Genomic DNA, 21281 nt, shown 5'->3' on the forward strand with positions numbered 1-21281 from the left:
CCTTACTGGCCCATCTGCAGGGTTTTGAGGAGCAGCGACTTGGCCGTGTTCATGACCTCGACGTTGTTCTGGTACGAGCGCGAGGCAGAGATCATGTTGACCATCTCCTCAACCGCGTTGACGTTGGAGTGCGTCACATACCCCTGCTCGTCGGCCGACGGGTGGCTGGGGTCGTGCACGCGGCGGCCCGGCACATTGCTTTCGCTGACACCGCTGACCTTGACGCCCGCAGAGCTGTCGGCCCCCATGGGCGCTGTCTGGAACACCACCTGGCGTGCCTTGTAGGCCTGACCATCGGGGCCTGCCACGGCGTCCACATTGGCCAGGTTGCTAGCCACCACGTTGAGCCGCTGCGACTGCGCACTGATGGCGCTGCCCGATACGTTGAAAATCGAAAACATGGACATGGGGTGGCTCGCTTTCTGCGCTGCGGGGCTGGCTGGTTATTGGCCCTGGATGGCGCTGAGCATGGTCTTGGCGTTGCCGTTGATGAACCGCAGCGTGGCTTCATAGCGCACGGCGTTGTCCACGAAGTTGGCACGCTCGCGGTCCAAGTCCACCGAGTTGTTGTCCAGGCTCGGTTGTGTTTGCACCGCATAGCCCAGGGCGCCTTGCCGGTCGATGCTGGTGCTGGAATTCACGGTGGGCAGCGGAATATGGTGCGGATCGGTTGTGCCCGCAGTTCCGTACGAACCTCCGGTTGCCAGCCGCGTGACCGCTGCGCCGGCAGTGCCTGTGGCGGAAGAAGTCATGCCCGTGGCCTCGCGCAGCGCGTCGCCAAACTTGAAGTCGCGTGCCACATAGCCAGGGGTGTCGGCGTTGGCAATGTTGCTGGCGATGGCGCGCTGACGTTCCCCGCGCAGCACCAGGGCGTTGCCGTGAAAATTCAGCTGGTTGGTCATCTTGTCAAGCATGTGTGCCTCACACCGTCGGTTGCAAAGTCGCCATCCCCGGGGGGCTTTTGGCGTGGCTCGATTATGGAAACCGCGCCCTTTTTCTAAAGCGCGAAGAAGTGGCAAATGGATGCGCAGTTCCGGGTTTTGCGTCCGGGTCATCTGCCTATAGTTCCAGGGGTGAAATGGCCCCTGCCTTCCGTAGCACCCCGTGCGCGGGCAGCCTGGCCAGCCGATGCCCAGGAGGCCCCTATGACCGCCCACTTCCTTTTCTCTGCCCCCAACACCGACGCCGCGCTGTGCGGCGTAACCCGGCAGTCGCTGGCTGTGCGTGCCGGCGCCTTGGTGCGTACGTTCTGCCTGATGGGTGTATTGGCTGTGGCTGCGCTGGGCCCCCATGGTGTTGCGCACGCCCAGTCGGCGGCAGACCCCGTGGCGGACCTGGGGCCGCTTACCCAGCGCTGGCTGGACGATGCGTTGGCCCGCAACCCGTCCTCCGCGCTGCCACTGCGTATGGAAGTGAGTGTTGGCTCACTGGACTCGCGCCTTCGGCTGGCGCCCTGTGCGCGCGTTGAACCCTATCTGCCCGTAGGTGCCCGCCTGTGGGGTCGGACCCGTCTGGGGCTGCGCTGCGTGGAGGGAGCCACCGCATGGAACGTGTTTTTGCCCGTCACCATCAAGGCGTTTGGCCCGGCCTGGGTGTTGATCAACAATGTGGCGCCCGGTGCCGTGTTGACGGCCAATGACGCCACAGAGGCCGAAGTGGACTGGGCGGCCGATTCCTCTCCCGTCATGGCCAATCCCGACCTGTGGGTAGGGCAGACCGCGGCCCGCCAACTGGTGGCGGGGCAGGCGGTGCGCCAGGCCATGGTGCGTGCCCCCCTGCTGTTCAAGGCCGGTGCGCAGGTGAAAGTGGTGGCCCAGGGGCCGGGCTATGCGGTCAGCTCTGCGGGCCAGGCGTTGACCGCAGGCTCTGTCGGGCAGACTGTGCGCGTGCGCATGGAGAATGGCCGCATCGTAAGTGGAACTGTGAATGATTCTGGGACAGTGGATGTCACTCTGTGATGACGCCCCGGTAATAAATGGCTAAAGTCCGGGCCAAATGGGTCGAAAACATTGCTACTGATGCCCCACATCCAACGGGGTGGTGGAGAGAGCGATGAAGATAGGTCAAACACCGGAACTGCCGGGCGGGTTGCCGCCGACGGGGCTTGCCAAGCAAGCCAAGGCCCCAGCCAGCGCTGCTGAAGGAGCCACCAAGGACGCACTGATGGCGTCATCCGCCGGTGTGCCTGTCACTGTGTCCACCGCGGCCCGGGCGCTCAGCCCTGCCACCCGCAGCACGGCAGATTTTGACGCAGGCAAGGTCAAGGCAGTGCGCGCTGCCATCGAAAAGGGCGAATTCTCGGTCGACGCCGAAGCCATTGCCGACAAGCTGTTGTCCAACGCCCAGGAGATCCTGTCCCGCTCGCGGGGTTGACCGGCGTTTTGCTCCCGGGCGCAATCCATCGCACAATGCGCCATGTCTCTGGAAGAATCTCTCTCGGCTGTTGAGCAGCTGATCGAACAAGTCTCCGCCGCACTTCTCGCGGCCGACCCCACCTCCCTGGAAAAAAACAGCACGGCCTTGCGTGATGCAGCGGCCGATTTTTCGCGTGCGCTGGAGCAGGCGGCCGCGAGGGGGTTGCCCTTGCCAGCGTCGCTGCAAAAGCGCGCGGATGCGATCCGCAGCATGCTGATCCTGCACCGTGAAAGCCTGGCCCGGCTTGCTGCCAGCACGGACCGCCAAGCCGCCGGCTTGTTGCCCCCCTCCAATGCGGCGGCTACCTATGGCGATGGCCTGGGGGCGCGCGGAGCCGCGCCGGGTGTGGCACGCATCTACCGCTCTGCAGGCTGAGCGGCATCCATTGTTCTGAAGGGGTTGTGGGCCCGGTCGCGAAAAGCGGCGGCCCGTCACCCTATGGCCCTGCGCAATGACCTGCGCGGCGCCTGGTGTCCGCCGGTGGGGGCGCTCAGTGCGCGCGCATCTTGGCCCGCAGCCGTGCAATGGACTGGCTGTGCAGCTGGCACACGCGCGACTCGGTAACGCCCAGCACGGCGGCAATTTCCTTGAGGTTCATGTCATGTTCGTAGTACATGCCCATGATGTGCTGCTCGCGCTCCGGCAGGGTCTTGATGGCGTTGACCAGTGACGTCTTGAGCCGTTGATCACGCAGCAGCTCCACCGGGTCAGCCGCACTGTCGGCAACGTGGCGGTCCAGAAACCCATCCTCGTCATCGTTGCCATGCGTCATGTCTTCGAGGTACACCAGTTGGGTGCCCCGGACCTTGCCCAGCAGATTCTGGTAGTCCGCCAGGCTCATGCCCATTTCGCTGGCTATTTCGGACTCCAGCGGGCTGCGTCCCAGCTTTTGCTCCAGCCGGTGCACAGCGTGTTCAATGTCTTTCTGGCTCTTGCGCGAGCTGCGGCTCATCCAGTCGCCCTCGCGCAGCTCGTCGAGCATGGCGCCCCGGATGCGCTGGGTGGCAAAGGTTTCAAACTGCACGCCCTGCGCCACTTCATAGCGCGACAGGGCTTCGGCCAGCCCCATCATGCCGACCTGGATCAAGTCATCCAGCTCGACATTGGGAGGCAGCTTGGCGATCATGTGGTGCGCAATCCTCCGGACCAGCGGTACATGCTGGCGGATCATGGCATCGCGATCAAGCTGGCCTTTGGCGGTGTACATAGAGAGGGTGTTATGCACTGGTAGGGCGGGTATGCGATCTTGTTCTGGAGCCGCTTGGGGGTGCCATCACCCGATCTTTTTCCGCCGCCCGGGGCCAGCAACTTGCCAGACCGAGGGGGGCGTTTCGGGTCAACGTACGTACGTAGAGGTGCATCACAGGCTCTGGTCAGTGGCTCCGGACAAAATGCGCAGGCATGCCTGTCAAGTTGCTGGGTGTCAGCGCAGCCAGCGCTCCGTTCATAGTGCCCGCATTTTCCAGCAGTTGCAAGGCCAGGCGCTGAAGCTCCTGGGGGTTCTGAGTGGCAATGGTGGTGGTTCGTATCGGGCCGCCCAGATGGCGCTCGGCACATGCCTGCAAGGTCATCAGCTGGGACTGGGCCTTGCGGCGTTCGGCGGCGGTGTTGCCGTGCAGCAAAGCGGCCACCATGCAGGGCAAGCCAGTGTGTAGCGCAATCTGCTTGAGGCTCTTGTAGCTGGTCATCACGCCCGCTGCGCCACTGCCCATGACCACCAGCGGCACCGTGGCCGTGTGGGTGAGCAGGGGCCCCAGGGTGGAGGCTGGTGCGTGAATCACCATGAGGCCGTAAGTCCTGAAGCAGGGCAGCAAGCTCTCCATGGGCGAGCGTGTGCTGCCGCTGGCCTTGCGGCTCAGGTGCTGCAGCCCCTTGGCCGCTGGAATCACGGCGAGGGAGGATGCGGTGGCGCCCAGGTTCAGGCTGGCGCCGTCATTCCACGTTGCATGTTGCAGCAGGTGCAGCAGCCCGGGGCTGTCGTCGGACTCCTGCGCCGTGCCGTCGAGTACCACCACCGGATAGCCCAGCCGCTGCAGGCTGGCGCAGATCTGCCATAGCGTTTCCAGGCCGCTCGCCGTGTTGCCCTGGCTGGCGACTGCCAGCAGCCGCAGCTCTGCCTGCGGGGTGAGGCTGTGCAGGCTGGCCGCCTGGTGAAAACCCAGATCAAGCATCGACCAGCCCCCCCTCCGTCACGGTGTCAGGAGAGTGCGAGAAGAAGAAGTTCAGGTCCGTGGCCTTGGGGTCGAAAGCCGACTTCGCCGGCGACCGCATGGAGGCGCTGATGAGCTGGTGGGCGTTGGCACGCTCCCAGTCCTCGGGCACGCGCTGGCCGTTGGTCACGCCGCGCAGCACCATCTGGTGGCGGATCAGTGCGTCGATCGCGGGGCCCAGCTTCACGGCTTCGTCCACCTTGGACAGGATGGCCTGCTGCGAGCCGTCGGTCTTGAAGGCGGTCAGCACGTCATCCAGCGTGTCGCCATGGCAGCCGGCGTTGAGCACGAGCAGGCGGTTCACATGGGGCAGGTCCAGCACATCCAGCATGTCGCGCTTGCGGGGGTCCCTGGGGGCCACGCCGGTGGTGTCGATCAACACCATTTTCTTGCCGCTGAGCAGACCCAGCAGGTCTTGCAGCGCGGCGCGGTCGTGTGCCAGGTGGGCCACGATGCCCAGCATGCGCCCGTAAGTGCGCAGTTGTTCGTGCGCGCCCACACGGTAGGTGTCAAGTGTGATCAGCCCCACACTGCCGGGGCCGTGGATGCGGGCGCACATGGCAGCCAGCTTGGCGGTGGTGGTGGTCTTGCCCACACCCGTAGAGCCCACCATGGCGAAGATGCCGCCCTGTTCATAAAGGGGGGGATCGGTCTGGTCGGTCTTGAGGTTGCGTTCCAGCACCTCCATCAGCCAGCGCACCGATTCGCCCGCCGACAGGTCTTCGGGCATGCGTTCGAGCACGGCGCGGGCCAGCGACGGGGAGTATCCGGCACGGATCATCTTCAGCATCAGGTTGGACTGGATCGGGTTCTGGCGCGCCTGCCCCAGCCAGGCCAGCGTGTTGAAGCGGTCTTCGATCAGCTCTTTCATCGCGTGCAGCTCGTTCATCACGCTCTGCTGGTTGTTCGACTGGATCAGGTGGGCGCTGGGGGTTTCTTGCCGGCGGCGCGGTGGCTCGGGCGGGATGTCCATCGGGATCGTGCGCAGCGGGTTGTGGCGCGCCACCGAGGGCGCGGGCATGCGTTCACGTTCCGGTTCCTGGTCGCGGCTGCGTTCAGACAGTGTCTGGGGTTCCGAGGGGCCATTCAGTGCCTCGTGGCGGCGGCGCAGCATGCGTTCGCGCACATAGTCCTGGAACGACAGCGTGCTCATGGCCAGCTGTTCGGTGTCTTCCTCGACCGGGTTGCGGCCCAGGCCCGACGCTGCTGCCGATTGGCTGGCGCGCTGGGGGGTGCTGCGCGCAGTGCTGGGCGCCAGCAGGGGCGGATTGGACGAAGCGGTGGGCGCACCACCGTCCAGAGCCGACAGCGTGTCCTCGGCCGTGGCCACCACTTCCACGCCGTTGGCCGTGGGGCGGTTGGACAGGATCAGCGTGCCGTCGCCAAAGGCCATGCGCGCCTTGGCCAGAGCCTCCCGGGAGGTGGGGGCGGTAAAGCGTTTGATGTTCATGCTGATGCACCTTTAAGGATCGGCCCAATACGGATGGTGTGGGTCTCTGGAATTTCACTGTGTGCCAGCACCTGCAGGCGGGGCGCTACGCGGCGCACCAGGCGGGAGATGGCATTGCGGATCTGGTCGGGAACCAGCAGGCAGGCGGGCAGGCCCATCTCTTCCTGCTTGAGGGCCACTTCGGCGGCCTTTTGTGTGAGGATGTCGGCTACGCCGGGGTCGAGCGCGGGGCCTGCCGTATTGCCCAGGGCTTGCACCAGCAGGCGCTCCAGGCCGGGCTCGATGGCAATGACGTTGAGCTCGCGGGTGGGGCCGTAAATCTGCTGGACGATGGCGGGCGAGAGCGCAATGCGCACGCGGCGGGCCAGCTCGACGGGGTCCGAGACGCCACCAGCATGCTCGGCCAGCGTTTCGATGATGGTGCGGATATCGCGGATGTGCACAGACTCTTCCAGCAGCAGCTGGAGGACTTTCTGGAACGTTGCGATGGAGACCATTTTCGGGACCACTTCTTCGATGAGCTTGGGGGCCAGCTTGGCCACGTGTTCCACCAGTTGCTGCGTTTCCGTGCGACTGAGGAGCTTGGCGGCTTGCACTTGCATCAAGTGTGACAAATGGGTGGCCATCACGGTTTCGGAATCAACGACGGTAAAACCGGCCATTTGTGCGGCTTCCTTTTGCCGATCGTCGATCCAGTGTGCTGGCAGGCCAAAGGCAGGGTCGGTGGTGGCCGTGCCGATCAGCGGCGTGGTGATGCCGCCGGGGTTGATGGCCAGGAACATGCCAGGGAAGGCTTCGCCCTCGCCCACCACCACGCCGCGCAGCGTGATGCGGTAGCCGCTGGGCTTGAGTTCGAGGTTGTCACGTACGTGCACGGCAGGGGGCAGGAAGCCGACTTCCTGTGCGAACTTGCGGCGCACGCCCTTGATGCGGGTGAGCAGGTCGCCCTGGCGGCTCTTGTCCACCAGGCTGATGAGGCGGTATCCCAGTTCCAGGCCCAGCAGGTCCACGGGCTGCAAGTCGTCCCAGGTGGCTTCGCCATCGGTGGCGGGCGGCGGTGGGGCTTCGACCACCGGGGGAACCTTCTGGCGCTCATACATCACCCAGGCGCCGTAACCCAGCAGGCTGCCCATGGTCAGGAACACCACATGCGGCATGCCGGGGATCAAACCCAGCAGGATCAGGATGCCTGCCGTCACGCCCAGCACGCGGGGCGACATGAACAGCTGCTGAACGATCTGGCGGCCCATGTCGTGGTCCTTGCCCACGCGCGAGATCACCATGGCGGCTGCTACCGAAATCAGCAGGCCGGGAATCTGTGCCACCAGCGCATCGCCAATGGCCAGCAGGATGTAGCTGTCTGCGGCCTGCTTGGCCGACAGGTCGTGTTGCAACACACCAATGGCGAAGCCGCCAATGATGTTGATGAGCAGGATCAGGATGCCCGCCACGGCGTCGCCGCGCACGAACTTGGACGCGCCGTCCATGGAGCCGAAGAAGTTGGCTTCTTCCGCCACTTCGGCACGGCGACGCTTGGCTTCTTTTTCGTCGATCAGGCCGGCATTCAGGTCGGCATCCACCGCCATCTGCTTGCCGGGCATGGCGTCCAGGGTGAAGCGCGCCGACACTTCGGCAATGCGCTCGGCGCCCTTGGTGATCACCACGAAGTTGATCACCACGAGGATCGCAAAAACGATCAGGCCGACGGCGAAGTTGCCGCCGATCAGGAAGTGGCCGAAGGCCTCGATCACTGCACCCGCTGCGCCAGGGCCCTGGTGGCCTTCGAGCAGCACCACGCGCGTAGAGGCCACGTTCAGCGACAGGCGCATCAGTGTGGTCAGCAGCAGCACCGAAGGGAATGCCGCGAAGTCCAGCGGACGCAGCATGTACGCCGCCACCATCATCACCATCAGCGCGACGGCGATGTTGAGCGTGAAAAATGCATCCAGCAGCCACGGGGGGATGGGAAGCACCATCAGAGCCAGAATCGCCACCACCAGCAGTGGTGCCGACAGGCCCTGCAGGGCGCTGGCATTGGTGCCCGCCCATTGCTGCAAAGACTTTACAGAGGTGTTCATACGGCAGCACCTTGCACCGTGGTGCGGTTCAGCGGATCGAGTTCAGGCGGCACGAAAGGCTCCACCAGGCTGTCGGGCATGCGGCCTTCGCCACGCAGGGCCGCCTTGAGGCGGTACACATAGGCCAGCACCTGGGCAACGGCGGTGTAGAGCGTCGCGGGGATGGCCTGGTCCAGCTCGGCATGGGCATACAGCGCACGGGCCAGCATGGGCGACTGCAGCACGGGCACGTTGTGCTCCTTGGCCACGTCGCGGATCTTCATGGCGATGAGGTCGGTGCCGCGCGAGATGACCTGGGGCGCACTCATGGTCTTCTCGTCGTATTTGAGGGCCACGGCGTAGTGGGTGGGGTTCATCACCACAAAGTCGGCCTTGGGGACGGCGCCTACGCTGGCCCGGTCGGCGATCTCGCGCTGCTTCTGGCGGATGCGGCCCTTGGTGTGGGGGTTGCCGTCAGACTCCTTGTGCTCCTGCTTGACTTCCTCGTGCGACATCTTCAGTCGTTCCTTGAAGAAGAACGCCTGCAAAGGCACATCCACCAAGGCTGCCAGAAACACGACCAGCAGCAACAGGCTCATGCCCGAGGTCAGCCAGTCTGCAATCTGGCGAATGGCCAGCGGCGAGGGCTGCAGCACCAGCATGGCGACCGTTTCGAGGCTGTTGCCCAAGAACTTCCAGGCCACGTAGGTCAGGATGGCGGTCATCAGCACCATCTTGGCCACGTTGGCCATCTGCTGCTTGGAAAACAGGTTGGCCAGTCCGGAGATCGGGTTGAGTCGGTTGAACTGCGGTGTGATGGGCTTGGCACTGAGAATCCAGCCGCCCGCCCCGATGGCGCTGATCAGCCCCGCAGCGCTGGTGAGGGTGGCAAACACCGTGCTGGCCACCAAGCCCACGATGACCATGTCCTGCAGCCGCGAGAGCATGGTGCCTGGCGCCATCACCGTGGCCGCATTGAACGCCAGCTGCTGGCTCATCGCCCACTGCATGCGGTCCATCAGCTGTGGGGCCAGCAGCAGCATGCATGCGGCGCCCGCGCCCAGGATGGCCAGGTGCGACAAGTCGCGCGAGCGTGCCCCTTGGCCGTCTTCGCGCGCTTTTTGCAGCTTGCGTTCTGACGCGGGGAGGCTTTTTTCTTGGCTGGATTCCATGGTGGCATGACGGCTGGTGTCATGCCATTGTCGTGAGCGACCTGGAAATCTAAAGGCTGATAAGGGGGCTGCAGCCCCCTCTTTTCGGTGGTGCCTGGGGTGTGTCTAGTGGCGGTTCTGTGTCTGATCCGCACCGTGGATTGCTGCCATTATTTTCAGAAATGATAGCAATCAAGGCATATTGCACTAGCGCCCTGGGGCTGCTGGACTGAAAACGGAGCGTCAGAAGCCCAGACTGGCCAGCAGGTCGTCCACCTGGGACTGGTCGGTGACCACGTCGGGGGTGTTCTCCGGGTCCACCACCGGGCCCTGAAGATGCGCTGCGCGGGCGGGCTCGGCGGGCACCTGGGCGCTGGGCGGAGCCGTCTGGATGAGCAGTTGCACCAGCTGCTCTTCAATGGTGGCTGCCAGGTTAACCACGCGCGCAATCACCTGGCCGGTGAGGTCGTGAAAATCCTGCGCCATCATGATTTCGGTGAGGTGCGTGTCGGCTTCCTTGGTCACGCGCTCCACGTCGGTCAGAAAGTTGAAGATCTCGCCTTTGGCCACGGCCGCCACCGGGTCCGCCACCAGCGAGTTGACGACCCGGCGCGTTTCCGCCGCAATGTAGTCGTGCTGGGCCTTGGCCTGTTCGACGCGGTTGAGCACCTTCTCTGCCGCTTCTCCCGTCAGGCGGGCGATATAGGAAAGTCGGCTCTGCGCGTCGGGCAGCTCGCCCATGGAGCCGCGCAGCTTGTCGGCATAACCCAGCTCGTTGAGCGAATCGTGAAGCTGACGTGTCAGCAGGCCAATCTTGTGATGAACATCGGCAGGCTGGCTGTTGTCCGGTGTGTCGTCCATGGTGTCATAACCCCATCTTCTTCAGAATCAAGGTCACTTTCTCTTCCAGAGTTGCCTTGGTGAAGGGTTTGACGATGTAACCCGCAGCGCCTCCCTGGGCGGCGGCAACGATGTCTTCCTTGCGGGCTTCAGCGGTCACCATCAGGACGGGCAGGTGTTTGAGCTTGTCGTCCTTCTTGATCTCGGCCAGCAGCTGGAAGCCGTTCATGTTGGGCATGTTGATGTCGGTCACCACAAAGTCAAACTTGCTGTTGCGCAGCTTGTTGAGTGCGGCGACGCCATCCTCGGCCTCGTCGGCGTCTGCAAACCCGCTCTCCTTGAGCAGGTTGCGAACGATGCGTCGCATGGTGGAGAAGTCATCAACGATCAAAAAACGAAGGGCTGTGGTCACTTGGGACCCTTTCAGTCGAGATTTACTGTAAGCATTGTCATGGGTGGCAGGTTTGGTGACAAGTCGTAACTGTTACCTGCTTGGGGGGGGATTTTCCCGCTTTTCCGTCAACAGTTCTGTGGACGTGATTTCAGGAATCCCTTTGCCCATGAGCCGTTCTTCGGCCTCCCGGGTCAACACCGTGATGGTGATGCGCCGGTTGGAGGGGGAGCGTGGGTTCTTGGGGTCCAGCAGATCACTGGCGGCCAAGCCCACCACGCGGCCCAGTTTAGCGTCTGGCATGCCCGCAGAGACCAGTTCCCGTCGCGAGGCGTTGGCGCGATCTGCCGATAGCTCCCAGTTGCTGTACCCCTTTTCGCTGTTGCCATAAGGTACGGCGTCGGTGTGGCCTGCAAGGCTGATGCGGTTTTCAACGCCACCGAGGGCTGCGCCAATTTCGCGCAGGATGTCGCGCATGTAGGGTTTTACCAACGCGCTACCGCTGTCGAACATGGGGCGGTTCTGGTCGTCGATGATCTGGATCTGCAGCCCGTCGGGTGTGATGTCGATGCGGATCTGCGACTTGTACTCATTCAGGCGCGGGTTCTCGGTGATCAGCGCATCGATCTTGGCCTCCAGGGCCTTGATGCGCTCCTGGTCCTGCTTGGCCCGTTCTGCCCGCGCGGCATCGATGCTCATGCGGCGCTGCTTGGCTTCTTCCACATCGGAGCGGCGCACCTGGCCATGCACCTTGGCCAGATCGTTGCCGCCACCGGGGATGACGCTGGAGCTGTTGCCTGCACCGTCGCCTCCGGTCATCGCCACTTTGAGCGGCGAAGCGAAATATGCCGCAATTCCCTGCAGCTCACCTTTGGCCGTGGAGCCCAAAAGCCACATCAGCAAGAAGAACGCCATCATCGCCGTCACAAAGTCGGCATAAGCGATCTTCCAGGCGCCACCATGCACCGCGTGGCCGCCTTTCTTGACGCGCTTGATGATGATGGGCTGGAGCTTCTTTTCTGCCATGGTGGTGGTGGGGCGTTACGGCGCGGCTACTGCATTCGCGGCGGCTACTTCTTGCCCTTCACGTGTCCTTCCAGCTCCGAGAAGCTGGGGCGTACGTTGGAGAACAGCACCTTGCGGCCAAACTCAATGGCCGTGGCCGGGTTGTAGCCCTGCATGCTGGCGAGCAGGGTGGACTTGATGCACTGCAGTTCCTTGGCGGCGTCCTCGGTCTTTTGCTCGACGAGTCCACCCAGGGGCTCGACCACGCCGTAGGCCAGCAAAATGCCCAGGAACGTCCCCACCAGCGCCGAGCCGATCATCCCACCCAGTACAGAGGGCGGCTGCCCCACCGAGCCCATGGTGTTCACCACGCCCAGCACGGCGGCCACGATCCCGAAGGCGGGCAGGGCGCCTGCCAACCGGGCCAGCGCAGCCACGGGAGCATGGGCCTCCTGGTGGTGGGTATCGATTTCGCTGTCCATCAGCGCCTCGATCTCGTGGGAATTCAGGTTGCCCGACACCATCATGCGCAGGTAGTCGGTGGTGAACTCGATCACGTGGTGGTCGCTGCCCACCGTGGGGTATTTCTTGAAGATCTCGGACTCGTGGGGCGCTTCCACATCCTTCTCAATGGCCATCAGCCCCTCTTTGCGGGCCTTTTGCAGGATGTCATAGAGCATCGCCATCAACTCCATGTAGCGCTCTTTGGTGTATTTGGAACCCTTGAGCGCCATCGGCAGTGCGGCCAAGGTGGCCTTGATCACCTTGGGCTGGTTGTTCACCACAAACGCGCCCAGTGCGCCGCCCAAAATGGTGATGATCTCAAACGGCAGTGCCTTGAGAATCACGCTGATATTGCCTCCGTGCATGATGTACACACCGAAGATGCAGCCGAGGCAGACGACGTAACCGATGATGACAAACATGCTTTAGACGTTTAGGGCGGCGGCAGGGGCACGACTGCGCTGGGGAGGGCTGCAGTCCACGGATTGACCGAAGGTTACTGCAAATGTATCGGATTGCAGAACGCGAAATGCCCCAAGAGGGCGGTCAACAGGCTGCTTCTCGGGCGAATGGACGCTGGCCGCTGCCACCGATGGGACGTTGGTGGTCTTGCGCGCGGGGTTGGGAGTGTTCCGATGGCCCTCGGGTGCCCAGCAAGGGGTCTGAGCGGCCTCCCGGGGGCAATGCATACCCAGGTTTGTGTCAAGGCGTGGCGATGTGCTGATATTTATTGACTGTGGCGCTATCAATTTGATATTGATCTAAGTGAGCCCTTGCGCAGCGTGTCCGCCATCCGTGCGCCCACATCGCGTGCAAACGCCTCATTTGGACGGTGTTTCTGCTGTGACTGGACCTTTTTGGCCGTGAGGGCCTGCACTATGCTGCGGGCATGAAAGCTGTACTGCTGGCAGGCGGGCTTGGTACCCGCATTTCGGAGGAGTCGCACCTGCGGCCCAAGCCCATGATCGAGATCGGTGGGCGGCCCATCCTCTGGCACATCATGAAGATGTACTCTGCCCACGGCGTCAATGACTTCATCATCTGCCTGGGCTACCGCGGCTACGTTATCAAGGAGTACTTCGCCAACTACTTCCTGCACATGTCCGACGTGACGTTTGACATGGCCAACAACCGCATGGAAGTGCATCACCGCCATGCCGAGCCTTGGCGGGTGACGCTGGTGGACACCGGCGAAAGCACCATGACCGGCGGGCGCTTGCGCCGGGCGCAGGAATACCTGCCTGCAGGCGAGCCCTTCTGCTTTACCTATGGCGATGGCGTGGCCGACCTCGACATGACGGCCCAGTTTGCCTTCCACCGCGCCCATGGCCGCCAGGCCACTGTGACGGCCGTGCAGCCCCCGGGCCGCTACGGTGCCCTGGTGCGTGATGGCGACGCCGTGGCCGGGTTCGAGGAAAAACCGCGGGGCGACGGTGGCTGGATCAATGGCGGCTTTTTTGTGCTGCAGCCTGAGGTGATCGACCTCATCGACGGCGACGCCACCAGTTGGGAGCTGGAGCCCATGGCCCGCCTGGCCACCAGCGGCCAGCTGCGCGCCTTTGAGCACACCGGCTTCTGGCAGCCCATGGACACGCTGCGCGAGAAGAACCTGCTCGAAGACCTGTGGCAATCGGGCCGCGCCCCCTGGAAGTGCTGGTAAACCACGATGCGCCCTGACCCCGACTTCTGGCGCGGCAAGCGCGTGTTGCTCACCGGCCACACCGGCTTCAAGGGCGCGTGGCTGGCCCTGTGGCTGCAACGCCTGGGTGCGCAGGTGACCGGCGTTGCGTTGCCCCCTGCTAGCGAGCCCAACCTGTTCAGCCTGGCCCAGTTGGGGCAGGGCGGCCCGGGCATGGAGAGCCATTTTTGCGACATCCGCAACGCCCCGGCCCTGGCCCTGCGCGTGCACGCCGCCCGGCCCGATGTGGTGCTGCACCTGGCCGCCCAGGCGCTGGTGCGCCCCGGCTATGCAGCGCCACTCGACACCTTTGCCACCAACATCATGGGCACGGCGCATGTGCTGGACGCGCTGCGTGGGCTGGCGGGCGTGCGCGTGGCCGTGGTGGTCACCACAGACAAGGTCTACCGCAACCGCGAATGGGCCTACCCCTACCGCGAAGAAGACCCATTGGGCGGGCACGACCCCTACAGCGCCAGCAAGGCGGCGGCGGAGCTGGTCACCGCCAGCTACCGTGATTCCTTTCTTGCAGCCCAGGGCGTGGCTGTGGCCACCGCCCGCGCGGGCAATGTGATTGGCGGCGGCGACTGGGCGCAAGACCGCTTGCTGCCCGACGCCGTGCGCGCCTGGGAGAAGGGTGAGACCCTGCGCATCCGCCGCCCCCAGGCAACGCGTCCCTGGCAGCACGTGCTGGAGCCGCTGGCCGCCTACCTGCGCCTGGCCCAATGCTTGTGGGAATCGCCCGCACTGGCTGGTTCCTACAACTTTGGCCCGCTGCCGCACGAGGCCGCTACGGTCAAAAATGTCATCGAATTAGCCTCCAGCGCATATCCTTCCGGCGCAACAAGCTATGAAAAAGAGAGTGATGGCCCCCACGAAGCCGGCTGGCTTGCACTGGAGACTGCCCACGCCCGCCAGGTGCTGGGCGTCGCCCCGCATTGGGCGCTGAACACCGCCGTGGCCCGCACCATGAACTGGTACCGACAGCACCATGGCGGCGCCGATGCGCGCGCGCTGTGCATGGCCGACATCGACGCGTGGGAGGCCCGCCCATGAGCCGCCTGGCCCTGGCGCCGCTGCCCCTGGCGGGGTTGTTCCGTGTGCAACGCCAGCCGTTGGTGGACGAGCGCGGCTTTTTTGCGCGCCTGTTCTGCGCCGATGAACTGGCGGGCGCTGGCTGGGCGGGCCCGATCGCCCAAGTCAACCAGAGCTATACAGCCCTCCAAGGCACCGTGCGTGGCATGCACTACCAAAAACCGCCGCACGCCGAAATGAAACTGGTGACCTGTCTGCGTGGCGAGGTCTGGGACGTGGCTGTGGACTTGCGCCAGGGCTCGCCGACCTTTCTGCACTGGCATGCCGAGCATTTATCCGCAGACAACGGCAACGCGCTGCTCATCCCGCCCGGTTTTGCCCACGGCTTCCAGGCGCTGACCGACCATGCCGAGCTGCTGTATTGCCACTCTGCAGCCTTTGCACCCGCCGCCGAGGCGGGGCTGCACCCGCTCGACCCGCGCCTGGCCATTGCCTGGCCGCTGCCGGTGGGGCAAATGTCGCCCCGCGACGCAGGCCAGCCCGGGATGACCGAAGAATTCGAAGGAGTGCGCCTGTGAAGTGCCGACACTGCGGCAGCCCGCTGCAACTCACGTTCCTGGACTTGGGCAGCGCGCCCCCGTCCAACGCCTACCTGAGCGAGGCCGCCCTGCGCGCGCCCGAGACCTGGTTCCCGCTGCGCCTGTTGGTGTGTGAGACCTGCTGGCTGGTACAGACCGAAGACCACGCCGGGCGCGAGGCGCTGTTCACCGACGACTACGCGTACTTCAGCTCGTTCTCATCGTCTTGGCTGGCCCACGCCAAGGCCTATGTCGAGGCGATGCGCGAGCGCCTGGACCTCACCGCCGCGAGCCGCGTGGTCGAGGTCGCATCGAACGACGGCTACTTGCTGCAGTATGTGCAGGCGGCGGGCATCCCCTGCTACGGCGTGGAGCCCACCGCCAGCACGGCAGCCGCAGCCCGCGCCAAGGGCATTGAGGTGGTGGATCGGTTCTTTGGCGTGGCGCTGGCCGAAGAACTGGCCGCCGCCGACCGCCAGGCCGACCTGATCGCCGCCAACAACGTGCTGGCCCATGTGCCCGACATCAACGACTTTGTGGGCGGCTTCACGCGGCTACTCAAGCCCCACGGCGTGGCCACCTTCGAGTTTCCGCACCTGCTGCGCATGGTGGAGGGCTGCCAGTTCGACACGGCGTACCACGAGCACTACTCGTATCTGTCGCTCACGGCAGTGCAGCGCATCTTTGCGGCCAACGGCCTGGTGGTGATCGACGTGCAGGAGCTGCCCACCCACGGCGGCAGCCTGCGGGTGTTTGCCGCCCGCGCCGATACCGTGGGCCACCCCCAGGTAACGGCTGAAGGCGCCGTCCGCGTGCAGCAACTGCTGGCCACCGAGGCGGCAGCCGGCATGCTGGGGGCAGGTTTCTATTGCGATTTTCAGACCCAGGCCATACGGGTCAAGCGCGAACTGCTCACATTTTTGCTTCAATGCCAGGCCGACGGCATCACCGTGGGTGCCTATGGCGCCGCGGCCAAGGGCAATACCCTGCTCAACTTTGCGGGCGTGCGGCCCGACCTGCTGCCCTACGTGGTGGACAAGAACCCCGCCAAGCAAGGCCAATTCCTGCCGGGCAGCCACATCCCCGTGGTGAGCGAGGCGCACCTGCTCGCCCACAAGCCGCAACGTATCCTCATCCTGCCGTGGAACCTGCGGAGCGAAATCAGCTTGCAGCTGAGCGAAATGCGTGAATGGGGAGGCCAGTTTGTCACGGCCATTCCTCGCCTCGAAGTCTGGTAGCCGAATACCTAGCGCTACGCCCATTTGAACCGTACACAACCGAAGGAGACCACCATGATCCCAATGTTCAAGCCCTTGATCGAACAAGAAGAAATCGATGCCAGCCGAGAGTCGCTGGAGCTGGGATGGCTCGGTATGGGCAGCTATGTGTCGGGGTTCGAGAAAAAGGTGAAAGAGATCCTGCAGGTCCCGGACCGCCATGTGGCAGCGGTGAGCACCGGAACGGCAGGCTTGCACATCGCGCTGCTGCTCGCGGGCGTGGGACCGGGGGACGAGGTGATCGTGTCGGCATTCAACTGCTCGGCCGACTACCAGGCCATCACCTGGGTGGGGGCGGACATCGTGTTCTGCGACTGCAACGACGACACGCTCGAGCTGGACCTTGTCAAGGCCGAGTCCTTGGTGGGCCCACGCACCAAGGCCATCATCGTGATGGACTACGACTGCATCATCAGCAACCATGAAGACATTGCCGCGTTCGCAGAGCGCCACAAGCTGCGCGTAATCCATGACGCGGCGCATTCATTTGGTTCCAGCTACAAAGGGCGGATGGTCGGCAGCTTTTCCGACATCTGCGTTTTCAGCCATGACCCGGTGAAAACAGTGACCTGTCTCGATGGCGGCACGATTGTTGTGCGTACGGAAGAGGAGTTGCGTCGTGTGCACGAGCTGCGTTTGCTGGGCATGCAGCAGCCTGCGGAGGTGATGTACCAGAACAAGCGTGCCTGGACTTTTGATGTCGAGCGGGTGGGATTTCGCTACCACATGCTCAACATGCACGCCGCGATCGGATTGGCGCAGCTGGGCAAGCTCGATGTGATCAAGTCGAGCCGCCAGGCGGCATCGCGCCGGTACAACGAAAAGCTGCAAGGTATTGCGCAGGTGCGCACTCCCCGTACCGATTTTGCCGAAGTCAACCCGTTTCTGTACTACATACGGGTGCCGGCAGAGCACCGCGATGCACTGCGAGACTTCCTCAAGGAGAACGGTGTGGACACCGGCATCCACTGGCAGCCGGGGCATTGGTTCTCGCTCTGGAAGGACTGCAGGGCAGGGGACCTGTCGGTGACCGACAGCGTGGGCAAGGGCATTCTCTCGCTGCCGCTGCACTCGCGCATGCCGCTGGAGAGCGTGGACACCGTGGCTGCGCAGGTGCGCCGCTACTTTGCCCAACTCTGAAGAGGCCGCCATGAGTGCATCCACCCCTGGGCAGCAGCTTTTTGCTGCCATCAAACAGACGGCCCGTGCTGGCGAGCCTGGCCTGTTGTTGCCGGTGGGGCAGCCGCTGGCAGCGGTCGTTCGACCCATAGCCACCGTGCCTGGACACACCGATGCTGTTGATGTGCGGCTTTTGACGGAGTGGCGAAACCGCCATGTCAAATCTTTCCTGACCGAGTTTGTATCCACCCCTGAGCGCACCGCCGCCTGGCTGGCTGGAGCGGTTCACGAGAACCCCGGCAAGATGTTGTTCATGGTGGAAACCTTGGACGGCGAGCGCGTGGGGCACGTGGGCCTGGGCTTCATTGATTGGCAGCGTGGTTATGGCGAGGCCGATGCCATTGTCAGTGGAGGTTCATCCCCTCCGGGGTTGATGAAGGCCTCGTTGCTGGCGCTGATGCACTGGGCGCGCGATGCCCTCGGGCTGCAGACGCTGGCCGTGCGGGTGCGATCGGACAATCCGGCGGTCGACTTTTACCGCAAGGTGGGTTTTCAGGAGTACCAGCGAGTGCCCATCGTGGCCAGCACAGTCCCTGGCGGGGTGGACTGGAAGGAGGACCCTTATGCAGTAGGGGCCCCTGCCAGCTTGGTGTACATGCAACTGCACTTACCCCGGGCCTGAAAAGGCCCTGAGGTCGTTGAAGGAGGCTGGGCATGGAAATTTTGCGAATGGACCGTGATCGGTTGCTGCGCTACGTGGTGCAGCAACTGCACTACACACTGCCAGACGATTTCGATCCCCGCATGGACATTGATGCGTGCCTGGACGAAGCACTTGCTCGCCTGCACGGGTGTATCAATGCCGTCCGGCCCTGGCGGCAGGACTGCTTTGATCCGCTGCATTCCACGCAGTACTGCAGTTTTCTGTACTTTTTGGCCAATACCATCTGGCGCCGCACTGCCAGTACGGAAACTCCCACACGCCTGTTCTTGCTGAACAAGGCCTTGAACGGTATCGACCTCTTTTACGAAATTGAGATGCCGCCGGTTTTCTTCATCGGACATTCCGTCGGGATCGTCTTCGCCAAGGCTAGCTACGGCAACTATCTGGTGATCTACCAGAATTCCACCGTCGGCAAGAACCATGGGGTGGCCCCCGTGCTTGGAGAGGGCGTCATCATGTACGCGGGCACTGCCATCATTGGGGACTGTCAGGTGGGCGACGGCACGGTGTTGTCTCAAGGGGTCAGCCTGGTCAACACCCACTCACCCGGGCAGTGCACCATTTACCGTGGCGACGCCGGCAGGGTGGTTTTCAAGCCCACCCGGCGCAATGCGCTGCTCGACATTTTCCGGATCTGACACGCAGCATCAGGAGCCCGGGATGTCCATCCCCATGGCTTGCGTCGCATATTGAAGGTAAGTCACCGCGAATTCGGTGTGCCCGTGTGCATGCTCCACTTCGGCAAGGCACGCCAGAGCGACGGGATCGTGTGGTACGGCGTTGAGCACTTTTTCGGCCAGCTCGGTCACGGCAATCCAGTGGCGATCCGTGATCAAGGGGGCTGATTCGCCGATTCGCCGGGGCGGAGAGGAGGTCCGTGCTTTTTCAACCAGGTTCTGCAGGCTTTGGTGGGCTGCGTGCAGGCTGACCCGCTGGCCGGGTTTCAAGCCGACGCCCAGGACTGGGGGTTGCTCCCACTCTTGCGGGAACTGCGGTAACCAGCTCTGCATGGCTTGCTCCTGCGCCTGAGGATCGTCGGGATGCTCCATTTGAGCCAACCATTTCAGCCACATCACCCGCAGGCCTTCGCCAAAGTGCCGGCAGTAGAGGTCTTCGCGCATGAGCGCAGAGTTTTCCACTTCGCTACGCAGGTTGAGCCGAAGCGCATTGAGCGCCTGGGTATCTGCTGCCAGGCCCGCAGCAATGCGCACATAGTCGTCCGGGCTATCTGCCAGCCACTCCTTTCGCCCCAGGTAGCTGAGCATGCCGACGCCCATGCGGCTCTTGAAACTTTCGCCCATCATGGAGACGATGGGGACCGCCATCCACAACACATCGAAAGTGGTCGTGCCGCCGGTGAGTGGAAATGGGTCCAGCGCAATATCGATGCGGTGGTAGGTCAGGTATTGGTTGTCTTGGCTGAGCGGCACCAGCTCCAGCCGCGAAGGCGGGAGCCCCAGTCCCTCGCAGCGATCGCGGTAGGCCTGCGCGAACTCGGGGCGGTCGAAATTTTTGCCCTCGATCAGCAGGCGTGAATGGGGCACGGCTTCCAGGACACGCCCCCACAGTGCCAGCACCTCATCCGTCAGCTTGCCCAGGTTGTTGCAGGAGCCGAAGGTGATGAACCCGTTATCTATCGCGGGCGAGGGGCGCACCTGATAGCGGGGCTGGTAACGCCACAGGGGATTGCGGCTCATGGGCCGGTAACAGGCGAACAGCGTAGGCAACCGGTACAACTGTTCCGTGTACTGGTCATCGACGCCTGGCGGGTCGGTGATTTCGTCCGTGAACTTGTAGTCCACGGCGGTGAGCCCGGTGGTGGCCGGAAACCCCAGCCACGACACCTGCACTGGTGCAGCCTTGTGCGCCAGGATGAGCAGGCCGTTGTTGCCCGTGTGGCCCGCCAAGTCGACCAGGATGTCTATTCCTTGGGCGTGGATGGCATCGGCCTGATGCTCGGGGCTGAAGCCAGCCAGGCGCACGAAGTGGTCGACATGGCATTCCACCCGTTCTGTGACATGGTCGCCTTTGGGGAACAGGTAGAACGCATACACCTCGAATTGCCGCCGGTCCAGCTGGGCCAGCAGCCCCTCCACCGAGTACATGACGGCGTGCATGCGGAAGTCTGGTGACAGAAACCCAATCTTCAGGCGGCGCCAGGGCGAGCCGCGATGGGCCTCAAAGCTGGGCCAGTTGGGGCGCAGTGGGGGCTCAAAGACGCTGCCAAACTGACGGGCGGCTGCAGACAGCTGCGCAGCGTTCACCTGTGGGTCCGCCAGCATGAAAAGCAGCCTGTTGGTGTAGTTGCCAGGATCGCCGGGGCTGAGCGCGATGGCTTTCTCGCAATCCTGTACAGCCTCGCGCACCTGGCCCAGCTCGCGGCGGTGAATGGCGCTTTGCATCAGTGCACCGACTGTCAGCGGCATGGAGTCAGCCAGCGCGAGGGCTTTTTGGCTGGCATCAAATCCCTTGCTGTGCAAATTGATCAGATAGCAACACTCGGCGAGTTTGATCCATGCAACGGCTTGCTGGGGGCGCAGCTCGCAGACCTTTTCGAGATGCGGAAGTGCGTCGTAGTTGCGTGCTTGCTCAATCAGGATGTTGGCGTAGTTGATGAGCAGCTCGGCATCGCCTGGCCAGTACGCATAGGCTTGCTTGTAGGCCTTGAGGGCTGCGTCGAACTCGCGCTGCTTGTGGAGCGAGAAGCCCAGCAGGCGATGGGCGCCCAGGTGGCGGCCATTCTTGCGCAGAATTTGGCGGCACAACCGAGTCAGCGTGGGCCAGTCTGCGGCTGCGAGTGCCGCATGGAGGCGGGGATCGTCCTGGGCGGTGTTTTTGGATTGCACG

General features: G+C 63.6%; 22 protein-coding genes. 10 read left to right on the forward strand and 12 right to left on the reverse strand.

Going from position 1 to position 21281, the window contains the following annotated elements:
* Window positions 1-2: 2 nt before the first annotated feature.
* Both flgC and ASC83_RS18055 read right to left on the reverse strand, forming a co-directional pair.
* Window positions 3-407, reverse strand: coding sequence for a flagellar basal body rod protein FlgC (gene flgC / locus ASC83_RS18050; protein WP_056065662.1), 405 nt, complete (start codon window positions 405-407; stop codon window positions 3-5).
* 36 nt (window positions 408-443) lie between these two features.
* Complete coding sequence (locus ASC83_RS18055) at window positions 444-914, reverse strand: flagellar basal body protein (RefSeq protein ID WP_056065666.1); 471 nt, start codon at window positions 912-914, stop codon at window positions 444-446.
* A gap of 342 nt (window positions 915-1256) precedes the next feature.
* Between ASC83_RS18055 and flgA the strand changes: the two genes are divergently transcribed.
* The 3 genes from flgA to ASC83_RS18070 all read left to right on the forward strand — a co-directional run bounded on the left by flgA (window position 1257) and on the right by ASC83_RS18070 (window position 2790).
* Window positions 1257-1958 (forward strand): flagellar basal body P-ring formation chaperone FlgA, encoded by a 702-nt coding sequence (gene flgA / locus ASC83_RS18060; RefSeq protein WP_056065853.1) that lies wholly within the window; start codon window positions 1257-1259, stop codon window positions 1956-1958.
* A 94-nt stretch (window positions 1959-2052) separates the two neighbouring features.
* Window positions 2053-2373, forward strand: a complete 321-nt coding sequence (gene flgM, locus ASC83_RS18065) for a flagellar biosynthesis anti-sigma factor FlgM (protein ID WP_056065669.1) — start codon at window positions 2053-2055, stop codon at window positions 2371-2373.
* A 42-nt stretch (window positions 2374-2415) separates the two neighbouring features.
* Window positions 2416-2790 carry a hypothetical protein gene (locus tag ASC83_RS18070; RefSeq protein WP_056065672.1) on the forward strand — a complete coding sequence of 125 codons (375 nt, stop codon included), beginning with the start codon at window positions 2416-2418 and terminating at the stop codon, window positions 2788-2790.
* Window positions 2791-2905: 115 nt separating this feature from the next.
* Here ASC83_RS18070 and ASC83_RS18075 read toward each other — a convergent pair whose 3' ends face one another.
* The 9 genes from ASC83_RS18075 to motA all read right to left on the reverse strand — a co-directional run bounded on the left by ASC83_RS18075 (window position 2906) and on the right by motA (window position 12445).
* Window positions 2906-3622 (reverse strand): RNA polymerase sigma factor FliA, encoded by a 717-nt coding sequence (locus ASC83_RS18075; protein WP_056065675.1) that lies wholly within the window; start codon window positions 3620-3622, stop codon window positions 2906-2908.
* A 166-nt stretch (window positions 3623-3788) separates the two neighbouring features.
* Window positions 3789-4586: a hypothetical protein gene (locus tag ASC83_RS18080; protein ID WP_056065678.1), complete on the reverse strand. Its 798-nt coding sequence runs from the start codon at window positions 4584-4586 to the stop codon at window positions 3789-3791.
* A complete protein-coding gene (gene flhF, locus ASC83_RS18085) occupies window positions 4579-6075 on the reverse strand; it encodes a flagellar biosynthesis protein FlhF (RefSeq protein WP_056065681.1) in 1497 nt (498 codons plus the stop codon). The genes ASC83_RS18080 and flhF overlap by 8 nt, the downstream gene beginning before the upstream one ends.
* Window positions 6072-8153, reverse strand: a complete 2082-nt coding sequence (gene flhA / locus ASC83_RS18090) for a flagellar biosynthesis protein FlhA (RefSeq protein WP_056065684.1) — start codon at window positions 8151-8153, stop codon at window positions 6072-6074. Before flhA ends, flhF begins: the two co-directional genes overlap by 4 nt.
* Entirely contained in the window at window positions 8150-9304 is a 1155-nt protein-coding gene (locus ASC83_RS18095) for a flagellar biosynthesis protein FlhB (RefSeq protein ID WP_056065689.1), read from the reverse strand. Before ASC83_RS18095 ends, flhA begins: the two co-directional genes overlap by 4 nt.
* Window positions 9305-9526: 222 nt before the next feature.
* Window positions 9527-10144, reverse strand: coding sequence for a protein phosphatase CheZ (locus ASC83_RS18100; protein WP_056065691.1), 618 nt, complete (start codon window positions 10142-10144; stop codon window positions 9527-9529).
* Window positions 10145-10148: 4 nt separating this feature from the next.
* On the reverse strand, window positions 10149-10535 hold the full coding sequence (gene cheY / locus ASC83_RS18105; protein ID WP_010466076.1) for a chemotaxis response regulator CheY: 387 nt from the start codon (window positions 10533-10535) through the stop codon (window positions 10149-10151).
* Between the two features lie 72 nt (window positions 10536-10607).
* Window positions 10608-11540, reverse strand: coding sequence for a flagellar motor protein MotB (gene motB, locus ASC83_RS18110; RefSeq protein WP_056065694.1), 933 nt, complete (start codon window positions 11538-11540; stop codon window positions 10608-10610).
* A 44-nt stretch (window positions 11541-11584) separates the two neighbouring features.
* Complete coding sequence (motA, locus tag ASC83_RS18115; protein WP_056065696.1) at window positions 11585-12445, reverse strand: flagellar motor stator protein MotA; 861 nt, start codon at window positions 12443-12445, stop codon at window positions 11585-11587.
* A 467-nt stretch (window positions 12446-12912) separates the two neighbouring features.
* On the opposite strand from motA, the gene rfbF reads away from it, so the two are divergent.
* Genes rfbF through ASC83_RS18150 form a run of 7 tightly spaced genes read left to right on the forward strand, consistent with a single transcriptional unit; the run spans window position 12913 to window position 19072 of the window.
* Complete coding sequence (gene rfbF, locus ASC83_RS18120) at window positions 12913-13683, forward strand: glucose-1-phosphate cytidylyltransferase (RefSeq protein WP_056065699.1); 771 nt, start codon at window positions 12913-12915, stop codon at window positions 13681-13683.
* Between the two features lie 6 nt (window positions 13684-13689).
* Window positions 13690-14757: a CDP-glucose 4,6-dehydratase gene (gene rfbG, locus ASC83_RS18125; RefSeq protein ID WP_056065701.1), complete on the forward strand. Its 1068-nt coding sequence runs from the start codon at window positions 13690-13692 to the stop codon at window positions 14755-14757.
* Window positions 14754-15314: a dTDP-4-dehydrorhamnose 3,5-epimerase family protein gene (locus ASC83_RS18130; RefSeq protein WP_056065704.1), complete on the forward strand. Its 561-nt coding sequence runs from the start codon at window positions 14754-14756 to the stop codon at window positions 15312-15314. Before rfbG ends, ASC83_RS18130 begins: the two co-directional genes overlap by 4 nt.
* Entirely contained in the window at window positions 15311-16552 is a 1242-nt protein-coding gene (locus tag ASC83_RS18135; RefSeq protein WP_056065706.1) for a class I SAM-dependent methyltransferase, read from the forward strand. Before ASC83_RS18130 ends, ASC83_RS18135 begins: the two co-directional genes overlap by 4 nt.
* Before the next feature lie 54 nt (window positions 16553-16606).
* Entirely contained in the window at window positions 16607-17731 is a 1125-nt protein-coding gene (locus tag ASC83_RS18140) for a DegT/DnrJ/EryC1/StrS aminotransferase family protein (RefSeq protein WP_056065709.1), read from the forward strand.
* 10 nt (window positions 17732-17741) lie between these two features.
* On the forward strand, window positions 17742-18392 hold the full coding sequence (locus tag ASC83_RS18145; protein WP_056065857.1) for a GNAT family N-acetyltransferase: 651 nt from the start codon (window positions 17742-17744) through the stop codon (window positions 18390-18392).
* Between the two features lie 32 nt (window positions 18393-18424).
* Complete coding sequence (locus ASC83_RS18150; RefSeq protein ID WP_056065712.1) at window positions 18425-19072, forward strand: hypothetical protein; 648 nt, start codon at window positions 18425-18427, stop codon at window positions 19070-19072.
* 9 nt (window positions 19073-19081) lie between these two features.
* On the opposite strand, the gene ASC83_RS18155 is transcribed toward ASC83_RS18150, so the two are convergent.
* Entirely contained in the window at window positions 19082-21280 is a 2199-nt protein-coding gene (locus ASC83_RS18155) for a tetratricopeptide repeat protein (RefSeq protein WP_056065715.1), read from the reverse strand.
* Between the last annotated feature and the right edge of the window lies 1 nt (window position 21281).

The sequence above is a fragment of the Acidovorax sp. Root402 genome (genome assembly GCF_001425125.1).
Classification (GTDB): domain Bacteria; phylum Pseudomonadota; class Gammaproteobacteria; order Burkholderiales; family Burkholderiaceae_C; genus Acidovorax; species Acidovorax delafieldii.

Excerpts from the sequence above, each read along its gene's own strand:
- ASC83_RS18130 (WP_056065704.1), top strand. The coding sequence starts at position 14,754 with ATGAGCCGCCTGGCCCTGGCGCCGCTGCCCCTGGCGGGGTTGTTCCGT.
- rfbG (WP_056065701.1), top strand. The coding sequence starts at position 13,690 with ATGCGCCCTGACCCCGACTTCTGGCGCGGCAAGCGCGTGTTGCTCACC.
- flhA (WP_056065684.1), bottom strand. The coding sequence starts at position 8,153 with ATGAACACCTCTGTAAAGTCTTTGCAGCAATGGGCGGGCACCAATGCC.
- flhF (WP_056065681.1), bottom strand. The coding sequence starts at position 6,075 with ATGAACATCAAACGCTTTACCGCCCCCACCTCCCGGGAGGCTCTGGCC.
- ASC83_RS18075 (WP_056065675.1), bottom strand. The coding sequence starts at position 3,622 with ATGTACACCGCCAAAGGCCAGCTTGATCGCGATGCCATGATCCGCCAG.
- ASC83_RS18150 (WP_056065712.1), top strand. The coding sequence starts at position 18,425 with ATGGAAATTTTGCGAATGGACCGTGATCGGTTGCTGCGCTACGTGGTG.
- rfbF (WP_056065699.1), top strand. The coding sequence starts at position 12,913 with ATGAAAGCTGTACTGCTGGCAGGCGGGCTTGGTACCCGCATTTCGGAG.
- motB (WP_056065694.1), bottom strand. The coding sequence starts at position 11,540 with ATGGCAGAAAAGAAGCTCCAGCCCATCATCATCAAGCGCGTCAAGAAA.
- ASC83_RS18095 (WP_056065689.1), bottom strand. The coding sequence starts at position 9,304 with ATGGAATCCAGCCAAGAAAAAAGCCTCCCCGCGTCAGAACGCAAGCTG.
- flgC (WP_056065662.1), bottom strand. The coding sequence starts at position 407 with ATGTCCATGTTTTCGATTTTCAACGTATCGGGCAGCGCCATCAGTGCG.
- ASC83_RS18145 (WP_056065857.1), top strand. The coding sequence starts at position 17,742 with ATGAGTGCATCCACCCCTGGGCAGCAGCTTTTTGCTGCCATCAAACAG.
- ASC83_RS18100 (WP_056065691.1), bottom strand. The coding sequence starts at position 10,144 with ATGGACGACACACCGGACAACAGCCAGCCTGCCGATGTTCATCACAAG.
- ASC83_RS18140 (WP_056065709.1), top strand. The coding sequence starts at position 16,607 with ATGATCCCAATGTTCAAGCCCTTGATCGAACAAGAAGAAATCGATGCC.
- flgM (WP_056065669.1), top strand. The coding sequence starts at position 2,053 with ATGAAGATAGGTCAAACACCGGAACTGCCGGGCGGGTTGCCGCCGACG.
- ASC83_RS18080 (WP_056065678.1), bottom strand. The coding sequence starts at position 4,586 with ATGCTTGATCTGGGTTTTCACCAGGCGGCCAGCCTGCACAGCCTCACC.
- flgA (WP_056065853.1), top strand. The coding sequence starts at position 1,257 with ATGGGTGTATTGGCTGTGGCTGCGCTGGGCCCCCATGGTGTTGCGCAC.
- ASC83_RS18055 (WP_056065666.1), bottom strand. The coding sequence starts at position 914 with ATGCTTGACAAGATGACCAACCAGCTGAATTTTCACGGCAACGCCCTG.
- motA (WP_056065696.1), bottom strand. The coding sequence starts at position 12,445 with ATGTTTGTCATCATCGGTTACGTCGTCTGCCTCGGCTGCATCTTCGGT.
- ASC83_RS18070 (WP_056065672.1), top strand. The coding sequence starts at position 2,416 with ATGTCTCTGGAAGAATCTCTCTCGGCTGTTGAGCAGCTGATCGAACAA.